Source organism: Acidiphilium sp. PA, assembly GCF_026191915.1.
Taxonomy (GTDB): Bacteria; Pseudomonadota; Alphaproteobacteria; order Acetobacterales; family Acetobacteraceae; genus Acidiphilium.
In genome coordinates this window covers 97,359-116,821 of the sequence record NZ_JAIMBY010000004.1, presented here as the reverse complement: position 1 = coordinate 116,821, position 19,463 = coordinate 97,359, and the positions used below count along the sequence as shown (strand labels likewise).

The following is a 19,463-nucleotide window of genomic DNA, read 5'->3' as shown; positions in this document are numbered from 1 at the left end:
GTCATAATAACTGTCCTTTGTTTCACGTGAAACAAAGGCACCAAAGCGGACCTATTTGCGAAATGTTGAAAAATATTCGTAGTGTCTGTTAGACTCCGTCAAATCTATTTTTTTCGATGTTTAGTTAGAAGTTAGCGATTTTTTAGGCCAATCAATGAATTCCATACAGAGCGAACACTGGCGTCAACAGGTTGCGGAACTTGATGCTCAGGGACGCACCGAGGATGCATTAAATCTTTTAAAGCGCGTGGCGTTTGAGCGGCCGGATGACGCTTCACTTGGCTTTATGGTTGGTGAGCGCCTTAAAAAAGGCGGCCATTTGAGCGATGCTGCCCTCGTGTTCGCCTTGGTATCCAACCTTAACGATGAGCACCTGCGATTCCGCGCCCTGCTTGAACGTGCGGAGTGTTTGCGTCTGACAGGTGACTATTCAGGAGCGATCACGGTGATTGCGCGCGCAATGATGATCGATCCCGGAAGTCACTGGCCGGTGGTTGCCATGGCCGAAGTGTATGCGTCTGCTGGCCGCGACAGTGAGCGGTTAGAATTTCTTGAGCGGCATTATGAGGCTTTACGCCCGGATGGAAAAGCGGAATTGGCTCGCTATGCGTCTGGTATGCAGGCGTATTGGCAATTCGAGGCTACGCGCGCCAAACCTGGATGGGGACCGATGGCTCCTGAGCGGATACCTGCTTTGGAAAAGGCTGGGATAATTCTTCTGGTCAAAGACGAGGCGGATATTATCGGTCAAAATTTGATGCACCACTATACATTAGGCTTTCGATCCTTCTGCGTTATAAATAACATGAGTACCGATCGTACAAAAGAAAAAATAGAAGATTTTAGAGAGCAGCATCTAGATGCTTTTGTTTTGCTTGTAGACGATCCGGTCGCCGGGCATTATCAAGCGAAAAAGATGACGATCTATGCCGATGTATTTGTGAAGCATGCTGCGTTAGCTGATTACGTTATTGCGTGGTTATTTTTTATCGATGCAGATGAATTTATCGCGGCTGAAAACACATTTTCAATGGGAGCAGCGACTGAGAATTTTGAAAGGTATTTAAATAATAAATCCAATAAAATTATTGTATTTCACTGGGTTCATTGTGCTTCGTTTCTTCCAAAAGATGTATTCGATGCTCAATCAAATCCCTTTAAAACTTTCAATAAATACACTTCGCGGCTTCTACCTGTTGTCCCCAAAATATCCTATCGATCTGATAGCAATTTTGAAATTATGGAAGGAAATCATTTTGTAAAATCAATAAATTGTCCATTAAATGCTGTCATAACGGCCGCTCTCGGCGGATGGTACATATGGCATTTTTCCCTCCGTTCCAAAGATCATGTTCGAAAAAAGATCATCAATGGAGGTCGTGCATTTGAAGGGACTATAGGTCTCGAAAGTCACGGTGGGCATTGGAGGGAAAGATACTCGCTCTATCAAAAATACGGCGAACCGATTGTGAGCCAAGTCTTGCAGAATCATATCGACAGCATATTAGAATTGGACAATGTAAGCAATGCAGATTCCAGCACCGAAGCAGTATCTGATATCAATAACATAACTGTCGGTGGTAACCATCTATTGTCGCTCGGGGAGCAAGATCGGCACTTACTCAATATTCGTGATAATTCGAATGATTGGGAAGTGCAGTTAGCCGATGTGCGCCGTCATGCCGAGCAGTTCAAAAATAATGTGGAATTGTTTAGAAGGCTCGCATGGTTACAAGCTGTGAGTGGTTTACTTGATGAGGCTGAGGCGACACTACTAGCCAGTGCCGAAATGCCTGGCGACAGAGGGAATGCATTTTACTCAATTGCGGCACTGCGGTTGGCTCAGGGCGACGTCATAGGTATGTCGATGTTTTTCGATCGTGCCCTCTCCATCTCCGATGTTTCTCAGAAAAAACTCGCCGAGATTGAAGATCTTAAAAAATCCTTTGTTGGCGACCGCTTTTTCATGCCGTTTGTTCTGGACTCCGTCGGGGTAGAGCCGTTTGCGCATGATTTCCTTTGTTTCGTTGGGCCTCAGAAAATTTCTGCCGCCGAAGGGCTGACCTACGCACGTTTCATGGAGCATGCACTCCCCAAAATCGGATTGATTTCGGACGTGGCCGTAAATATTCTTGAGCACGATCATGAACTCAATGGGCCGTCCTACTGGTATCACCTCCATTTAGGGCACCATTTTTGGCTTAACGGCAATCGCGCGAAGACGGACTTCCATTACGGTCAAGCTCGTTCGGAGAGCCTTTCAAAAAAAATTATGCCCACTCATTTCAATGCGGGCGTTCTTACGTGGCTGGATTCTAGCACGGTTGATCGTTTAGCCGTTGAACAGGCCGCCGATTTCGCGGGGGTCAGCGGGTGGCACTGGTGCACGCCAAGCGATGAGCTGGTGGCGCCACAACTGACAATTATTGTTGGTTGTGACTCCAGATATTTCGTTTATTTTCCAAAGTTGTTGCTGTCGCTGACCGAATCGTTAATGAGCGCTGCACCAGAGAATATCACATTGTTACACGTTCACATTGCTGAACCAGATCGTCCACAACTTGAATTCCTGGAGAAATGGTCGAAATATTTTAATCACGCCGGTTCAAAATTATACCTTTCGTATGCATTCGGCTCATTAAAGTACGCTGACGCTGGTATTTTTACGTGCCTTCGATTTTTGGCGTTGCCCGAAATATTGGCGCGATATAATGCAAATACTGTTATAATTGATATTGATAATATCATATCAGCTGATTTCTTTAAGCAAATTCGCGGTCTCAAAGCGGCTGATCTGGCATTGCGAATGCACAATTTCGATGATTCGCAGCGCCAGATAGCCGGCGAGCCATGGTCCATCAACGCTAGTCAGATGTATGTTGCGGCGAACGAAATCGGAAAACTATATGGAAAAATTCTCAAAAACTTTATTTCAGTAGCCTACGACCCAAGCCTACCGACAAACTGGACAATAGATCAAAACGCGGTTGGCCAAGGATTTGATTATTGCCGGAAAAAATATCCGGAGCTAAATATTATCGATTTAGCAAAATATGAATCAATTACGGTAATGCCGCATAATGTGGGTGGCAAAGAAGCATTATATAATTTAGGCGGCGCTATTACTATTTCAAATTTCGAAGAGTTTCTGAGAAAAATCTTGTAGAGGCTCGTCCTATGCAATACGCATCTTAAATTATATATTTTAAATAAAATTTATAACTATCTAGAATACATTAGAAATGCGAATCAAAACCGTTAATATTGATCGCGTGGTCGTTTTTGGTAGAAATAAAATGATTTTTTTGGCTGTCATTCCGACACCTTTTGACTTACCACACCGTGTTGTGCGGGAATATAGAAACGTAAGTTTTGGATTATTACCTCGGCGATGTATCGGCATAAAAAAATATTTTCAAAAATTTTTTGGTTCTTTTTTTTAAAAAAGAACCGCTTTTTTGAGATCGCCAGCTGCGCTTCGTGCTGGCGGTAGAGCTACAGTTCTCCTATTCGGTTTTCTGCAGATTTTGTAAGGTGAGATGCGCTCTTTCGGTGGTGGAGGGCTCGGGACGTCTTAGGTCGGTTGGCGTTTTGATCGTGGCATGTAAAGCGAAATGGTCGGGGATCGAGGAGTCCAATTGGGCGGCGTATTGTTGGCCGGGATTCAGTGGGGCGTTCACGCGTTTTCGGCGTGTTACGGGCTGATACATAAAAATGCCGCAATTTGAGGGGGTTATGGCGAAATAATCAGAAATATTGATTGATTTCTTAACCAAAGCTTCACGGTATAGTGTGCGGTGCAACGAAGGACGTGGTTGGGCCCGGTTTTTGCGGGTCGGCGGTTGGTTTGGCATTTTTGGGAAGCTGGTCGGGTATGGATGGTGGTTTGAGCGGCGCGATGGTGCGGTCGGCTGGGTCCTGGGATGCCGGGGCGGGTCGGGCTGGGCGGGGTGTGCGGCGCGGGTTGCGTTCGGCGATCGCTTGTCATGGCGTGGGGCTGCATAGCGGGGCGGCGGTGCGTTTGCGGCTGGTGCCGGTGGCGCCGGGCGCGGGGATTGCGGTGCGGCGGGTGGATCTGCCCGGGGCGCCGGTGGTGCCGGCTTTGTGGAATTATGTCGCGGATACGCGGATGTGCACGGTGCTGGCCGATCCGGCGCGGCCGGAGGTGCGGGTTGGCACGGTCGAGCATGTGATGGCGGCGCTGGCGGGGCTTGGCATCGATGATGCGATGATCGAGGTGGATGGGCCGGAGTGTCCGATTCTCGACGGGTCGGCGGCGGAGTTTGCGTTTCTGATCGGGTGCGCGGGGATTGCCGAGAGCGGGGTGGCGCGCGAGGCGATCGAGATTCTGCGGCCGGTGCGGGTGGTGGATGGTGCGGCCTATGCGGCACTGGAACCGGCGGGGCCGCGTGCAGGGGCGTTTGGGATGGCGCTGGAGATCGAGTTCGCCGCCGCGGCGATCGGGCGGCAGCGGTTTGCGTGCGATCTGACGCCGGGCGGGTTCATGGCGGACTTGTCGCGGGCGCGGACGTTTACGTTTGCCGATGAGGTCGAGGCGTTGCAGGCGGCCGGGCTGGCGCGGGGCGGGAGCCTGGCGAATGCGGTGGTGGTGGATGGCGCGCGGGTGATGAACCCGGAGGGTCTGCGGTACGGCGATGAATTCGTGCGCCACAAGCTGCTCGATGTGGTGGGCGATCTGGCGTTGGCCGGGGCGCCGATGCTGGGGCGGTTCGAGGGTGCGCGGACGGGGCACCGGATCAACAACATGGTGCTGCGGGCGTTGTTCGCCGATGCGGCGAATTACCGGATGGTCGGGGCGGTGAGCGAGCTGGCGGCGGTGGCTTAGGGATCGCGCGGGTTCGGATGACGCGCCGCCTGCCATGAGGCGTTGGGGCGTATGGTGCGCCGGGTCATGGAAGGCTTCGGGTCATATGAAGCGCCGGGGCATGCGGAACGGTAGCATCGCCTGCACCACCGGCATGGTGAAACGATCGAGATCGAGGGTTTCGTGCACGCCATCGAGGCGTTCGCGGTCGACGGTGGTGGCGATGCGGGCGCGGGCGTAGAAGGGCGTATCCTCGAAGGCGCGCAGGAGGCGGGGTTCGGCATCGGCGTCGCTGCGGGTGGCGCGGGTGATGCGCCACCAGGTGATCGGCAGCGGTGCTTCGGGCGGGGCTTGCAGCGGTGCTACGCCGCCGGCGGCGGTGAAACCGAGGGAGAGCGACGTGGTGCCGCCATCGCGGCGGTTGGCATGGTAGAACACGCGCGCACCCTGGCGGCTTGGCGCGCGGGACCAGTTCCAGGTGGAGAAGGCGGTGTGCATTGGGGCGTCGCCCTCGTTGCGGTCGAAATAGGCATCGCCCTCCCAGGAGAGTCCGGGTTTTTCGAAGGCGACGCTGATGCGCGCGCAGGGCGCGATCGGCTGCCAGCGGTGGGCGCCCGCGGCATCGATCTTGTAGATGGTTGGTTCCAGCGCCTTGGGATGCAGGGTGATGGTGCCGCGCAGGGGTTGCGGGATGGGGGTGGTGAATTCGGTGATGCGGGCGGTGAGGCGATTGCCGTTCCAGTCGAGCCGGCTGGGGCCGATGCCGAGCGTGCCGGGTTCGCGGACCAGGCTGCGGCGGCGGCGCTCGGTCATGGCCCAGAGGGTGCGGCGCGGGCCGTAGAGGGCGAGGTTGATCGCGACGTAATCCTCGGGGTCGGCGCCGCCCGGGGTGCGGCGGTTGGCGGCGGCGTAGTAGGGTGAGAAGACCGAGCCGACGAAGGCGATCAGGGTGAGGGCGTGCAGGCCGTCATCGCTGAGGGCATCGGCGTACCACCAGGCGTAGCCGCCGCGCGGGATGGGGTGGTCGAACCGGATCATCGGCGGTCGGCCATCAGGGCGGTGGCGGCGAAATGGCCGGACAGGGCGGCCATCGGCAGGCCGGGTCCGGGATGGGCGGAGCCGCCGGCGAGGTAGAGGCCGGGCAGGGCGGTGCGGGCGGCGGGGCGCTGGAACGGGTCGCGCCAGCCGGCGAGGTCGCGGCCGTAGAGCGCGCCGCCGGCGCCGGGGAATTTTTCGTTGAACTCGACCGGGCCGGTCATGGCGGCATCGATGCCGGTGAGGGTGAGGCCGGCGGCGGCGAGGCGGGCGGTGACGCGTTGCCAGAGGGCGGCGATGGCGGTGGCATCCGGCGTGCCGCGATCGCCGGTGGCGGGGGCGTTGACGAGGATGAGGAGGCGCTCGGGGGTGGCGGGCGGCGATTCGGTGCGTGCGCCGGTGCGGTCTTGCGCGCAGAGGTAGATGGTGGGGTCGGTGGGCAGGCGGGCGCGGGCGATTTCGGCGAATTCGGCGGCGTAGTCGGTCGAGAAGAAGACGTTGTGGTGGCTGAGCGGAAAGCCGCTGACCCGGGCGGTGACCTGCCAGGTGACGGCGGAGAGGGAGCGCTTGCCGTCGCGCAGCCGGGGCGGGATGGCGGCGCGTGCGGCTGCGCCGAGGGCGCCTGTGCTGAGCGCGCCGAGTTCGGTGTTCGCGATGACGGCGGAGGCGGCACGGGTGGTGCCGTCCTGCAGGCGGACGCCGGTGGCGCGGCCGTGTTCGACCAGGATTTCAGCCACACTGGTATTGAAGTGGAACACGGCGCCGAGGCTGGTGGCGCGGCCGGCGATGGCTTCGGCGAGGCGGCGCATACCGCCGGCGATGCGCCAGACCCCTGCTTGCTCGGCATGGGCGATCAGCATGAGTGTGGCCGGGGCGGCGAAGGGTGAGGCGCCGGAATAGGTGGCGTAGCGGGCGAAGAGCTGGCGTAGATGGGGGTCGGTGAAGCAGGTGCCGAGGGCATCCCACAGCGAGGCGAAGGGCGAGGCGGCGCGGAAGGCGGCGAGGCCGGTGAGGCCGGCGTCGCGCGTGACGCCGATCAGGCTGGGGGTGGGGTTGTGCATGAAACTGGCATCGAGCGTGCGGTAGATGGCTGCGCTGCGGGTGCAAAAGCGGCGGAATGCCGTGGCGGCGGGCGCGCCGAGGGCGTGGCTGATGGCGGCTTCGCTTGCGGCGGGGTCGGCCAGCAGATCGAGTTGGGTGCCATCGCGCCAGTGGTGCCGGGCGAGGACGGCGAGCGGGACGAGGCTGACATGATCCTCGAGCCGGGTGCCGGCGCGGGCGAACAGGGCATCGAAGATTTCGCGCATGGTGATGACGGTGGGCCCGGCGTCGATCTCGGCGGCACCGATGCTGACGGTGCGCAATTTGCCGCCGGGGGCGGCGGCTTGTTCCAGCACGACGACGGACTGGCCGGTTGCGGCAAGCTCGAGCGCCGCGGCCAGGCCGCCGATGCCGGCGCCGATGATGATGACGGGGTGGTTTGGGGTGGCGGGAATCGGGCGTGGCCTCCTGCGGGGGTGGGGCGCGAAATTGCTTGACGAACTGTCAATCAAATAGCACAGTCGCGAGTGACAATCAAAGTTGACACATGCGGTTCGGCCCGCATGAGCGCCGGGAGGCTTCTGATGGATGCCGTAGCACTGATCGAGTCCACCCTTACCACTGCGATGCTCCGCGCTGAAGCGGGGGACGCGCCGCCGAAACTGGCGGCCGCGATGCGCCATGCGGTGTTTCCGCGCGGCGCGCGGGTGCGGCCGCGGCTGTGCCTGGCGGTGGCTTCGGCATGCGGGGCGCGGGATTTCGATGCGGCGGCGGCGGCGGGTGCGGCGCTCGAATTTCTGCACTGTGCTTCGCTGGTGCATGATGATCTGCCCTGTTTCGATGATGCGCCGATCCGGCGGGGCAAAGCCTCGGTCCATGCCGCGTTCGGCGCGCCGCTGGCGGTGCTGGCGGGGGATGCGCTGATCGTGCTGGCGTTTCAGACCGTGGCGCTCGGCTGCGCGGCGCAGCCGGGGGCGTTGGCCGGGTTGATCGGCATTGTTGCGCAATCGGTCGGCATGCCGGGCGGCATCGTTGCCGGGCAGGCGTGGGAGAGCGAGGATGACGTGGATCTGGCGCGGTATCAGCGGGCCAAGACTAGCGCCTTGTTCGCCGCCGCGGCGATGGCGGGGGCGGTGAGTGCCGGTTACGCGCCGGCGGCGTGGCGGGCACTGGGCGAGAATCTGGGCGATGCGTATCAGATCGCCGATGATCTGTGCGATGCGGCGGGCGATGCGGCGGTGTGCGGCAAGCCGATCGGCCAGGACAATGCGTTGCACCGGCCGAGCGCGGTCGCGCAATACGGGATCGACGGCGCGCTCGATCGGCTGGATGTGATCGCCGAAGCGGCGGCGGCATCGATTCCCGATTGTCCCGGGGCGGGGCCGCTGCGCGCGCTGATCGTTCAGGAAGCCAAGCGCCTGGTGCCGAAAGCGCTGGTGCGCGCGGCGGCATGACCGTCGCCGCCATGGCCGGCGCGGCCCCGCCGGGTTGGCGCGACCGGTTGCACGCGCTGCGCAACCGGATGCTGGCCAGTCCGCGGTTTCAGCACTGGGCGGCGGCGTTTCCACTGACGCGCCCGATCGCGCGGCGCGAGGCGGCGGCGTTGTTCGATCTGTGTGCCGGGTTTGTTTATGCGCAGACGCTGGCCGCGTGCGTCAGTCTCGATCTGTTCGAGCGACTCGCGGCGGGGCCGGTGGCGATCGGCACGCTGGCGGGCGAGGGCGGCATGATGCCGGAGGCGATGCTGCGGCTGATCCGCGCCGGTGCGGCGCTGCGCCTGCTGGAGACCGATGGCAGCAGCGCCCAGCTGGGACCGCTGGGGGCGGCGCTGCGCGGCAACCCCGGCATCGCCGCGATGGTGCGCCATCATGCGCTGCTGTATCGCGACCTGGCCGACCCGGTGGCGCTGCTGCGCGGCGAGGCGAATGCGAGTCTCGCCGCGTTCTGGCCTTATGAGCAGGCGAATGACGAGCGTGCGCTGGCGTATTCCGCGTTGATGGCGGCGACGCAGCCGATGATCGCGGGCGAGATTCTGGCGGCGTATGATTTCCGGCGGCACCGGCGGCTGCTCGATGTGGGGGGCGGCGACGGCAGTTTCATCGCGGCGGTCGCCAAGGTGGCCCCGTTGCTGGACGTGATGCTGTTCGATGTGCCGGCGGTTGCGGCGCTGGCAGGGCGGCGCCTTGAGGCGGCGGGGCTGGCGGCGCGCAGCCGGGTGCTGGCGGGCGACATGCGTTGTGATGTTTTGCCGCGCGATGCCGATATCATCACGCTGGTGCGGGTTCTGCACGATCATGACGATGCGCAGGCGATGGCGATTCTGCGCAATGTGCGGGCGAGTCTGGCATCGGGCGGGACGGTGATGGTTGCTGAGCCGATGGCGGGGACCAAGGGCGCGCAATCGATGGGGGATGCTTATTTCGGGCTGTATCTGTTCGCAATGGGCAGCGGCCGGCCGCGCCGCCCGGCCGAGCTGGTTGCGATGTTTGAAGCTGCCGGCTTCATCGGTGCGAAACGACATACGACCCGTCAGCCCATGCTGGCGAGCGTGATGACGGCGGTGGCGCCGTGACGGCGGGCGGTTTCTTCGCCGGCGAGTGTAAGTTTAGATTGACAATCCAGACTGTAACGGTATTCTTACACATGTGGCCCGGCAATCCTCGGGCACAGCACTCCACTGGGAGGACGTGCATTGCTCGATAGTCTGGCCGTCATCATTGAAGAGCCAAAACGCGTCGCCGTCCGCCGCATCGCGCTCGATGCACCGGGAGCGGGCGATGTGGTGGTCGAGATCGATTACAGCGGTGTGAGTTCCGGGACCGAGAAACTGATCTGGTCGGGTGCGATGCCGCAGTTCCCGGGCATGGGCTATCCGTTGGTGCCGGGTTACGAGGCGGTCGGCCGGATCGTCGCTGCCGGGGCTGAGGCGTCATTGCGGGTGGGCGAGCATGTGTTCGTGCCCGGTGCCCGCTGTTTCGGCGCGGTGCGCGGCTTGTTCGGCGCCAATGCGAAGCATCTGGTGGTCGGCGCCGATCGGGTTGTGACGGTCGCGCCGGATCTGGGAGATCGCGGCGCGCTGATCGCGCTGGCGGCCACCGCGCAACACGCGCTGGCGGTGGCGGGCGGGGCGCCTGAACTGATCATCGGGCATGGTGTGCTGGGCCGGTTGATCGCGCGGCTTGCGGTGATCGCGGGCGGTGCACCGACCGTGTGGGAGACCAACCCGAATCGGATGGATGCTGGTGATGGCTATCGAGTTTGCCACGCGGGTGATGATGCGCGGCGCGATTATCAGCGGGTGATCGATGTCAGCGGCGATGCGGCGGTGCTCGATGCGCTGATTGCCCGCCTGGCACCGCAGGGTTTGATCACGCTGGCGGGGTTTTACGCCGCACCGATGCAGTTTTCCTTCGCGCCGGCCTTCATGCGCGAGGCGCGCATCGCCATCGCGGCGCAGTGGCAGAAGGCCGACCTTGTCCATGTCACCGATCTGATCGCGTCGCGGCGGCTCGACCTCGATGGCCTGATCACGCATCGGGTGCCGGCGCATGAGGCGGGCGGCGCGTATCATACCGCGTTCGGAACAGATAATTGCTTGAAACTGCTCATCGATTGGAGAGACGCATCATGAATGCAACCACCGGCCGGATCGCCCCCGATATCGAGGTGGGCGCCAGCGTGGCGTCGCCCAAGAAAACGCAGATCATTGCGATCTATGGCAAGGGCGGCATCGGCAAGAGTTTCACGCTTGCCAATCTTTCATACATGATGTCGCAACTTGGCAAGCGGGTGCTGCTGATCGGGTGCGATCCGAAGAGCGACACCACCTCGCTGCTGTTCGGCGGGCGGTCCTGCCCGACCATTATTGAAACCTCGTCGCGCAAGAAGGCGGCGGGTGAGCCCGTGCTGATCGGCGATGTGTGTTTCAAGCGCGATGGTGTGTTCGCGATGGAACTGGGCGGTCCGGAGGTTGGCCGTGGCTGCGGCGGACGGGGCATCATTCACGGGTTCGAACTGCTCGACAAGCTCGGCTTTCATCAATGGGATTTCGATTACGTGCTGCTCGATTTCCTGGGCGATGTGGTGTGCGGCGGGTTCGGTCTGCCGATCGCGCGCGATCTGTGCCAGAAAGTCATCGTGGTCGGCTCGAACGACCTGCAATCGCTCTATGTTGCCAACAATGTTTGTTCGGCGGTCGATTACTTCCGGAATCTGGGGGGTAATGTCGGTGTGGCCGGCCTGGTGATCAACAAGGACGATGGCACGGGCGAGGCGCAGGCGTTTGCCGAGGCGGTCGGTATTCCGGTGCTCGCCGCGATCCCGGCCGATGAGGACATCCGGCGCAAATCGGCCAATTATGAAATCGTCGGCCAGCGGGGTGGTCAGTGGGCGCCGCTGTTCGAGGCGCTCGGCGTGCAGGTGGCCGAGGCGCCGCCGATCCGCCCGAAGCCGTTGAGCCATGATGCCCTGCTCGGCCTGTTCAAGGGCGATGCGGTCGGCCGCGGCGTGACGCTCGACCCCGCCAGCCTCGAGGATATGTGCGGCTCGACCGTGTTGAACAAACCCTCGCTTGAAATCGTCTACGAGGGCGCCTGAGCATGAGCCCGCCCGACGGAGCAACCATGCCGGCCAGCCCAGCCGCGAGCGGCTGCCACGGCGGTGCCGAGACCATGCAGGACGCCGCCCGGGCTGCCGGGAAATCGGCGATGCTGGACCGGCTTGCCGCCGATTATCCCAAGGGGCCGCATGATCAGCCGCAATCGATGTGTCCGGCGTTCGGCAGCCTGCGGGTCGGGCTGCGGATGCGTCGAGTGGCGACGATTCTCTCAGGCTCGGCCTGCTGCGTTTATGGGTTGACCTTCACTTCGCATTTCTACGGCGCGCGCCGCAGCGTGGGGTATGTGCCGTTCGATTCCGAAACGCTGGTGACCGGGCAATTGTTCGAGGACATCCGCAAGGCGGTGCGCGAGACCGCGCGGCCGGCGGACTATGATGCGGTCGTGATCATCAATCTCTGCGTACCGACCGCTTCGGGTGTGCCGCTCGATTTGCTGCCCAAAGAGATCGATGGCGTGCGCATCATCGGCATCGATGTGCCGGGGTTCGGTGTGCCGACCCATGCCGAGGCGAAGGATGTGCTGGCCGGCGCGATGCTGCGCTACGCCCGCACCGAGGCCGAGGCCGGGGCCGTGGCCAACCCGCGCACCAAACTCGCCGACGGGCAGCGGGTGACGCTGATCGGTGAGTTGTTTCCGGCCGATCCTCCCGGCGTTGCGGCGATGCTGGCGCCGATGGGCCTGGCGATCGGGCCGCAGATTCCGGCGCGCGAATGGCGTGATCTGTACGGCGCGCTCGACTGCAGCATCGCGGCCGCGGTGCACCCGTTCTATACCGCGAGCATCCGCGAATTCGCCGCAGCCGGCAGGGCCATCGTCGGCTCGGCACCGGTGGGCGAATCCGCCACCGCCGACTGGCTCGATGCGATCGGCAAGGCGGCGAATATCAGTGCCAAGACCATCGATATCGCCAAGGCGCAGGCGCTCGCGCCGATCCGCGCCGTGATGGCGGCGAACCCGACGACCGCGCGCCTGATCGTGTCCGGCTACGAAGGTTCGGAGTTGCTGGTGGCGCGCCTGCTGATCGAGGCCGGCGCGACGGTGCCTTACGTCGGCACGGCGCTGCCGCGCACGGAATGGAGCGAGCCTGATCGCGTCTGGCTCGAAGCGCAGGGCACGCATGTGCAATACCGCGCCTCGCTGGAACAGGATATTGCTGCGATGCGCGACGTGAAGCCGGATCTGGCGATCGGCACCACGCCGCTGGTGCAGGCGGCGAAGGAGCAGGGCACGCCGGCGGTGTATTTCACCAACATGGTCTCGGCGCGGCCGGTGTTCGGCACCGCGGGCGCTGCGGCTTTGCCGGGCATTATCGCCACGCAATGCAAGGGCCGTGAACGGTTCAGCCGCATGGTCGGGTTTTTCGAAGCACCGGGTTCGATGAAACCCGCCAAGGCGGAGGTCGTCTGATGCTGGTGCAGGACCACGACCGGGCGGGCGGCTACTGGGGTGCGGTTTACGTATTTTCGGCGATCAAGGGATTGCGCGTGGTAATCGACGGGCCGGTGGGTTGCGAGAACCTGCCGGTGACCGCCGTGCTGCATTACACCGACGCGCTGCCGCCGCATGAATTGCCGATCGTCGTGACCGGGCTCGATGAAGACTCGCTCTCGATGACCGGCACCGAAGGGCCGATGAAACGCGCCGCCGCGATCGGGGACCAGAAAATTCCGGCCGTCGTGGTGACCGGCAGTATTGCCGAGATGATCGGCGGTGGCGTGACACCGGAGGGTTCGAACCTGCGCCGGTTTCTGCCGCGCACGATCGATGAGGATCAGTGGCAGAGTGCCGATCGCGCGCTGGTCTGGCTGCATAGCGAATTCGGCAACGTCAAGGCCAAGCGGCCGGAAGTGAAGGCCGAAAAGCCGCGCGTGAATATCATCGGGGCGATCTACGGCACGTTCAACATGCCGTCCGATCTGGCGGAGGTGCGGCGCCTGGTCGAGGGGATCGGCTGTGAGGTCAATCTGTCCTTCCCGCTCGGGTCGCATTTGAAGGATACGCCGAGACTTGCCGATGCCAGCGTCAATATCTGCCTGTATCGCGAATTCGGCCGCAAATTATGCGAGGAACTCGGCAAGCCGTATCTGATGGCGCCGTTCGGCATTCACGCCACCACCAATTTCTTGCGCAAGCTTGGCGAACTCACCGGACTCGATCCCGAACCGTTCATCGCGCGCGAGAAGGAGACCACGATCAAGCCGATCTGGGATCTGTGGCGCAGTGTGACGCAGGATTTTTTCGCGACCGCGAGTTTCGCGGTGGTCGCGACCGAAACCTACACCCGCGGGCTGAAGCGACTGCTCGAGGATGATCTGGGCATACCCTGCACGTTTTCCTTCGCGCGCAAACCCGGCGTGAAACCCGACAACGATGCGGTGCGCGCGGCGATTGCCAAGACGCCGCCGCTGGTGCTGTTCGGTTCGTTCAATGAGCGGATGTATGCCGCCGAGCGCGGGGGCCGTTCGATGTACATTCCCGCCTCGTTTCCGGGTGCGATCATCCGGCGCGCCACCGGCACGCCGTTCATGGGATATGCGGGGGCGACCTACGTCGTTCAGGAATACTGCAACGCCCTGTTCGATGCGCTGTTCACCATTTTGCCGCTCGGCACCGATCTCGACAAGATCGATGCGACGCCGGCCAAAGCTGACACCGCCGATCTGTGGGATGCCGGCGCGCTGGCGGCACTCGATCGTCATCTGGCGGATGAGCCTTATCTGATCCGGATTTCGGCGGCCAAGCGCCTGCGCGATCGTGCCGAGCGCTGCGCGCAGCATGAGGGATCCTCGCGCGTGACCGAAGCCCATGTCGCCATCGCCTTGCGCGAGAGGGAGCTTGCATGAGCCCCGCGCGCCATCACACGCCCGCCGTTCCGGCCGGGCTACCCCATCGTCCGCAGTCCCATGGGCTGCGGCCGTCCCCCCGCGCGGGGTCCGCGCGGAACTGGTCTGACCCGGCAACGTGCCAGTCCATATCGAGGATATCTCTATCATGTCCATGACCACACAAGATCGGGAGGGCTCGCTATCGGGTCTGACCGAGCGCGAAGCGAAGGAGTTTCACTCCATCTTCGTGATGAGTTTTATCGGCTTCGTCATCATCGCTGTGATCGCCCACTTCCTGGTATGGCAGTGGCGCCCGTGGATCCCGGGTCCGCATGGCTATGTCACCGGGTTCCTTACCAACGCGCACATCGGGGTGAAAATGCTCACCTCGCATATCGGTTGAGGGAGGACAGACCATGTGGCGCATGTGGCTTCTATTCGATCCGCGCAGGGTTCTCACCGCACTCGGGGTCTTCCTGTTTGCGTTGGCCATCCTGATTCACTTCATTCTGCTCAGCACGCCACGGTTCGACTGGCTTGGCGGAGCACCGGCGGTGACGATGCAACAGCAATCGTCGATGCCAGCAAACAAGTAACGGGGCGACGGCCCTTCGCCAACTCCGGTGATCGCCAGACGATCGGGCGGCACCGGGGGAAGGGCCCCCAACTGCGAGTTCGAGAGCGACAAGGAACAGCCCGATGGCAATGCTCAGTTTTGAAAGAAAATACCGCGTCCGCGGCGGCACACTGCTCGGCGGCGATCTGTTCGATTTCTGGGTAGGGCCGTTCTACGTCGGTTTCTTCGGTGTCATCGGCGGATTCTTCACCCTGCTCGGGACCGCCCTGATCATCTGGGGTGCCGCAATCGGCCCCACCTGGAATATCTGGCAGATCAACATCGCCCCGCCCAACCTTTCCTACGGGCTCGGCTTCGCGCCGCTTGCCCATGGCGGCCTCTGGCAGATCATCACCATCTGCGCCGTCGGGTCGTTCGGTTCCTGGGCGCTGCGCGAGGTCGAAATATCGCGCAAACTCGGCATCGGCCTGCACGTGCCCGCCGCGTTCAGTGTCGCGATCTTTGCCTATGTGACCCTCGAAGTCATCCGCCCGCTCCTGATGGGCGCCTGGGGTGTCGGCTTCCCGTATGGCATCATGTCCCATCTCGATTGGGTGTCGAACACCGGCTATAGTTATATCAACTTCGAATACAATCCGATGCATATGGTCGCGGTGACCCTGTTCTTCACCACCACCTTCGCCCTCGCCCTGCACGGCTCGCTGGTGCTCGCCGCGATCAATCCGGCCAATGGCGAAGTGGTCAAATTCACCGAACACGAAGACACGTTCTTCCGCGACTTCATCGGCTACTCGATCGGTACGCTGGGCATCCACCGCCTCGGCCTGTTCCTCGCTCTTGGCGCCGGTTTTGCCAGCGCCGCCTGCATCCTGATCTCCGGCCCGTTCTGGACCCAGGGCTGGCCCGCCTGGTGGGGTTGGTGGCTGCATCTGCCGATCTGGCAATTCGGTGGGCACTGAGGTCCGTCATGAGAACGCCGTCATCCAATAACATCCCGTCAGCAGGGAGGCTGTAATGCCCGAATACCAGAATATCTTCACCCGGGTGCAGATCCGCGGCCCCCTGCACGATGGCGTACCCGCCCCCAGCGGTATCTGGGGCCGGCAGGGCAAGCCGTTCTTTAGCTACTTCCTGGGCCAGCTCGGCAACGCCCAGGTCGGACCGATTTATCTCGGCACGCTGGGCGTCGCTTCGATCGTCTCCTTCGTCATCGCGTTCGAAATCATCGGCCTCAACATGTGGGCCTCGGTGAACTGGAACCCGATCCGCTTCGTGCGCGATCTGCCGTGGCTTGCGCTCGAACCGCCCGCCCCTTCCGACGGGTTGCGCCTGCCGCCGCTGCAGCATGGCGGCTGGTGGCTGATGGCCGGGTTTTTCCTGACCACCTCGCTCATTCTGTGGTGGGCGCGCATCTATCGCCGCTCGCGCCAGCTTGGCATCGGCACGCATACCGCCTGGGCGTTCGCCTCGGCGATCTGGCTCTATCTGGTGCTCGGTTTCATCCGCCCGCTGCTGATGGGCAGCTGGGGCGAGGCGCCGCCGTTCGGCATCTTTCCGCATCTGGACTGGACGGTTTCGTTCTCCCTGCGCTACGGTAATCTGTATTACGACCCGTTTCACATGCTCTCGATCGTGTTTCTGTACGGCTCGGTGCTGCTGTTCGCCATGCACGGAGCCACCATTCTGGCGGTGAGCCGGTTCGGCGGTGAACGCGAGGTGGAGCAGACGGTCGATCGCGGTACCGCCGCTGAACGCGCCGCTCTGTTCTGGCGCTGGACGATGGGGTTCAACGCCACGATGGAATCGATCCATCGCTGGGCCTGGTGGTTTGCGGTGCTGACCACGCTGACCGGCGGTATCGGTATTCTGCTGACCGGCACCGTGGTCGACAACTGGTTCCTCTGGGCCGTGAAGCATCACGTCGCCCCGCCCTATCCGCATATTTACGGCCATGTCGCCAATCCGATCACCTCGGGCACGGGAGCGCAACAATGAGAGTGACAATCCCGCTCGTCGCCCTGATTGGCGGCCTGGCGCTCGCAACCGTCGCGGTGCTGACGCTGCAACGCCCACCGGTTCATGTCGAACAGGATGGATACCGGGGAACCGGCATTCAGTTGATCTCGAGCCCGGCCGCGACGGCGGCCGCCTTCGCCCTCAATCAGGCGCCGGCCGTCCTGCCGCAGAACAATGCCGGTCCGCCGGCCGGCAGCATCTATAAGAACGTGCAGGTGCTGAAAAACGTGCCCGCCGGCGCTTTTGCCCGCATCATGGTGTCGATGACGCAATGGGTCGCCCCGAAACAGGGCTGCGGGTACTGCCATGTGAGCGGCAATTTCGCCTCCGATGCGAAATATACCAAGCGCGTCGCCCGCCGCATGATCCAGATGACGATCTATACCAACGCTGTCTGGAAATCGCATGTCAAGAACGTCGGCGTGACGTGCTATACCTGCCATCGCGGCAACAACAACCCGCAATATGTCTGGTTCAAGGCGGTCGAGCCGCCGCATGCGACCGGGCTGATGGCGACCGAAACCGGCGAGGCGCGCCCCTCGCTCGCGGCCGATGGCTCGGCGCTGCCCTATGATCCGTTCACGCCCTTTCTGGTCGGCAAGCCCAAGGGCGGCGTGAATGCCATGATCAACACCGCCGGCACTACCGCCCTGCCGGATGGCAATCGCATGTCGATCCAGCAGACCAACTGGACCTACGCGTTGATGATGAATTTCGCGACCTCGCTCGGGGTCAATTGCGAATTCTGCCATGAATCGCGCAATTTCGGTTCGTGGTCGGAAAGCACGCCGAAGCGTGTGACCGCCTATTACGGGCTGCACATGGTGCGCGCACTGAACAACAACTACATGGTGCCGCTGACCGGTACCTTCGCCCATGACTTGCTCGGCCCGTCAGGCGATGTCGCCAAAATCGATTGTTCCACCTGTCACCAGGGCGTGTCCAAGCCACTCTACGGCGCGCCCATGGCCAAAGCCTTCCCCTACCTGCAAGGTCCGGCCACGTTGGCCGATGCCTCGCCGACGTCGGCGGCCGCCAGCGGCGAGGCCAATCCCGCCATGATCACCATGACCAACGCACCGGCCGCAGCAGCGCCGGCCAGCGCGACCCCTGCACCGGCTCCAGCAGGGCAAACGGGCAAATAACGCTCACCGCATGGTGTCGGAAAGGCGCGGGCCGTTGGGTCCGCGCCTTTTTTTTGGCTGGGGCCGGGATGGCGGGAGGTATGCGGACCATCCGCCGGGCATGGGCGCTGGCTGTTTCCTCACCACGCTGACACCGTCGGCGATGCCCTGGCGACCCGCAACGCAACAGGTGTTGCGGGTGGGTGTTGCGAAGTGGAACAGGCTGGACGGGTCGTGTGGCGGGGCAGCGCTGGATTTGCCGGCGCGGGCGGTTTGGCACGAAGGATGCAAGGCTTGCAGGCGGACCGACCAAACGGGGAAACGACAATGAAAGCAGCCGTGCTGCACGACTATGACGAGGCGCTGAGCAATCCGGTGTTCGTCACGTATGAGGATGTGCCCGATCCTGAGATCAGGGGGCCGAACGATGTGATCGTGCGGATTGGCGGCGCGGGCGTGTGCCGGACGGATCTGCACGTGATCGAGGGGATCTGGCGCAGCAAGGTTGATCTCGCATTGCCGCATATTCTGGGTCACGAGAACGCCGGCTGGATCGAGGCCGTGGGCAAGGGGGTCACGCATCTGAAGGTGGGCGACCCGGTGATTTGTCATCCGTTGATCACCTCGGGTCATTGTCTGGCGTGCCGGCGGGGCGAGGACATGCATGCCGATGAGAGCGAGTTTCCGGGCATCAACGTCAATGGCGGCTATGCGCAGTATTTGCGGACGGGCGCGCGATCGATCATCAAGCTGCCGGAGAGCCTGTCGCCCAAGGATGTCGCGCCGCACACCGACGCGGGGCTGACGGCGTATCGTGCGGCGAAGAAGGCTTCGCGGCATCTGCTGCCGGGCGAATTCGCCGTGGTGATTGGTGCCGGCGGGCTTGGTCATATCGGCATCCAGGTGTTGCGGGCGCTGTGTGCGGCGCAGATCATTATTGTGGATCGGGCGGATATGGCGCTGAAACTGGCGCAGGAGTGCGGCGCCGATTTTGCGGTGAAGGCGGACGGGTCGGAGGTGGACGAGGTTCTGCGCCTGACCCGGGGCAAGGGTGCGGAGGCGGTGATCGACTTCGTGGGCGAAGGCGATGCGGTTGCAAAAGGTCTTGCAATGACCCGCAACGCCGGGTTTTACTATATCGTGGGGTATGGCGGTAAGATCGATATCCCCACGATCGACATGATCACTTCGGAAAAGACCATCGTCGGTAATCTGGTGGGCACCTATCCCGAATTGATCGAACTGATGGCGCTGGCCGACCAGGGCAAAGTCACCCTTGCGACGCGCGAATACCGGCTTGAAGACGCCAATACTGCGCTGCACGACCTGCACCACGGCAAAGTCCGTGGCCGTGCTGTATTGGTTCCCTGAAGCTTCATTCAACAAAAAGGAAACGGACAA

The 19,463-nt window shown here is 62.0% G+C and carries 16 protein-coding genes; 14 read left to right on the top strand and 2 right to left on the bottom strand.

Going from position 1 to position 19,463, the window contains the following annotated elements; translation table 11 throughout:
• Positions 1-154 precede the first annotated feature (154 nt).
• Positions 155-3,166: a glycosyltransferase family 2 protein gene (locus AruPA_RS08020; protein ID WP_265636146.1), complete on the top strand. Its 3,012-nt coding sequence runs from the start codon at positions 155-157 to the stop codon at positions 3,164-3,166.
• Positions 3,167-3,898: 732 nt separating this feature from the next.
• The gene (gene lpxC, locus AruPA_RS08015) at positions 3,899-4,846 is read left to right on the top strand and encodes a UDP-3-O-acyl-N-acetylglucosamine deacetylase (protein ID WP_265636271.1); all 948 of its coding nucleotides are present in this window, start codon (positions 3,899-3,901) and stop codon (positions 4,844-4,846) included.
• Positions 4,847-4,927: 81 nt separating this feature from the next.
• Here the strand turns inward: lpxC and AruPA_RS08010 are convergent, their stop codons facing one another.
• Both AruPA_RS08010 and crtD read right to left on the bottom strand, forming a co-directional pair.
• Positions 4,928-5,863 (bottom strand): carotenoid 1,2-hydratase, encoded by a 936-nt coding sequence (locus AruPA_RS08010; protein WP_265636145.1) that lies wholly within the window; start codon positions 5,861-5,863, stop codon positions 4,928-4,930.
• Positions 5,860-7,413, bottom strand: coding sequence for a 1-hydroxycarotenoid 3,4-desaturase CrtD (crtD, locus tag AruPA_RS08005; protein ID WP_265636144.1), 1,554 nt, complete (start codon positions 7,411-7,413; stop codon positions 5,860-5,862). Before crtD ends, AruPA_RS08010 begins: the two co-directional genes overlap by 4 nt.
• Before the next feature lie 72 nt (positions 7,414-7,485).
• Here crtD and AruPA_RS08000 point away from each other — a divergent pair, with 72 nt between their 5' ends.
• From AruPA_RS08000 to AruPA_RS07945, 12 genes are all read left to right on the top strand, one after another.
• The gene (locus tag AruPA_RS08000; RefSeq protein WP_265636143.1) at positions 7,486-8,355 is read left to right on the top strand and encodes a polyprenyl synthetase family protein; all 870 of its coding nucleotides are present in this window, start codon (positions 7,486-7,488) and stop codon (positions 8,353-8,355) included.
• Positions 8,352-9,473 (top strand): methyltransferase, encoded by a 1,122-nt coding sequence (locus AruPA_RS07995; RefSeq protein WP_265636141.1) that lies wholly within the window; start codon positions 8,352-8,354, stop codon positions 9,471-9,473. Before AruPA_RS08000 ends, AruPA_RS07995 begins: the two co-directional genes overlap by 4 nt.
• A gap of 120 nt (positions 9,474-9,593) precedes the next feature.
• Entirely contained in the window at positions 9,594-10,532 is a 939-nt protein-coding gene (gene bchC, locus AruPA_RS07990) for a chlorophyll synthesis pathway protein BchC (RefSeq protein ID WP_265636140.1), read from the top strand.
• Positions 10,529-11,497 carry a chlorophyllide a reductase iron protein subunit X gene (locus AruPA_RS07985; protein WP_265636139.1) on the top strand — a complete coding sequence of 323 codons (969 nt, stop codon included), beginning with the start codon at positions 10,529-10,531 and terminating at the stop codon, positions 11,495-11,497. Before bchC ends, AruPA_RS07985 begins: the two co-directional genes overlap by 4 nt.
• A 2-nt stretch (positions 11,498-11,499) precedes the next feature.
• On the top strand, positions 11,500-12,927 hold the full coding sequence (bchY, locus tag AruPA_RS07980) for a chlorophyllide a reductase subunit Y (RefSeq protein WP_265636138.1): 1,428 nt from the start codon (positions 11,500-11,502) through the stop codon (positions 12,925-12,927).
• Positions 12,927-14,363, top strand: a complete 1,437-nt coding sequence (bchZ, locus tag AruPA_RS07975) for a chlorophyllide a reductase subunit Z (protein ID WP_265636137.1) — start codon at positions 12,927-12,929, stop codon at positions 14,361-14,363. The genes bchY and bchZ overlap by 1 nt, the downstream gene beginning before the upstream one ends.
• Before the next feature lie 148 nt (positions 14,364-14,511).
• A complete protein-coding gene (pufB, locus tag AruPA_RS07970) occupies positions 14,512-14,748 on the top strand; it encodes a light-harvesting antenna LH1, beta subunit (RefSeq protein WP_029312396.1) in 237 nt (78 codons plus the stop codon).
• Positions 14,749-14,761: 13 nt separating this feature from the next.
• Positions 14,762-14,941 (top strand): light-harvesting antenna LH1, alpha subunit, encoded by a 180-nt coding sequence (gene pufA, locus AruPA_RS07965; RefSeq protein ID WP_265636136.1) that lies wholly within the window; start codon positions 14,762-14,764, stop codon positions 14,939-14,941.
• Positions 14,942-15,044: 103 nt separating this feature from the next.
• Positions 15,045-15,881: a photosynthetic reaction center subunit L gene (pufL, locus tag AruPA_RS07960; protein WP_265636135.1), complete on the top strand. Its 837-nt coding sequence runs from the start codon at positions 15,045-15,047 to the stop codon at positions 15,879-15,881.
• A 55-nt stretch (positions 15,882-15,936) separates the two neighbouring features.
• Positions 15,937-16,917, top strand: coding sequence for a photosynthetic reaction center subunit M (gene pufM, locus AruPA_RS07955; RefSeq protein WP_265636134.1), 981 nt, complete (start codon positions 15,937-15,939; stop codon positions 16,915-16,917).
• Positions 16,914-18,083 (top strand): photosynthetic reaction center cytochrome PufC, encoded by a 1,170-nt coding sequence (gene pufC, locus AruPA_RS07950; protein WP_265636133.1) that lies wholly within the window; start codon positions 16,914-16,916, stop codon positions 18,081-18,083. Before pufM ends, pufC begins: the two co-directional genes overlap by 4 nt.
• Positions 18,084-18,389: 306 nt before the next feature.
• Positions 18,390-19,433, top strand: a complete 1,044-nt coding sequence (locus AruPA_RS07945) for an NAD(P)-dependent alcohol dehydrogenase (RefSeq protein WP_265636132.1) — start codon at positions 18,390-18,392, stop codon at positions 19,431-19,433.
• Positions 19,434-19,463 lie beyond the last annotated feature (30 nt).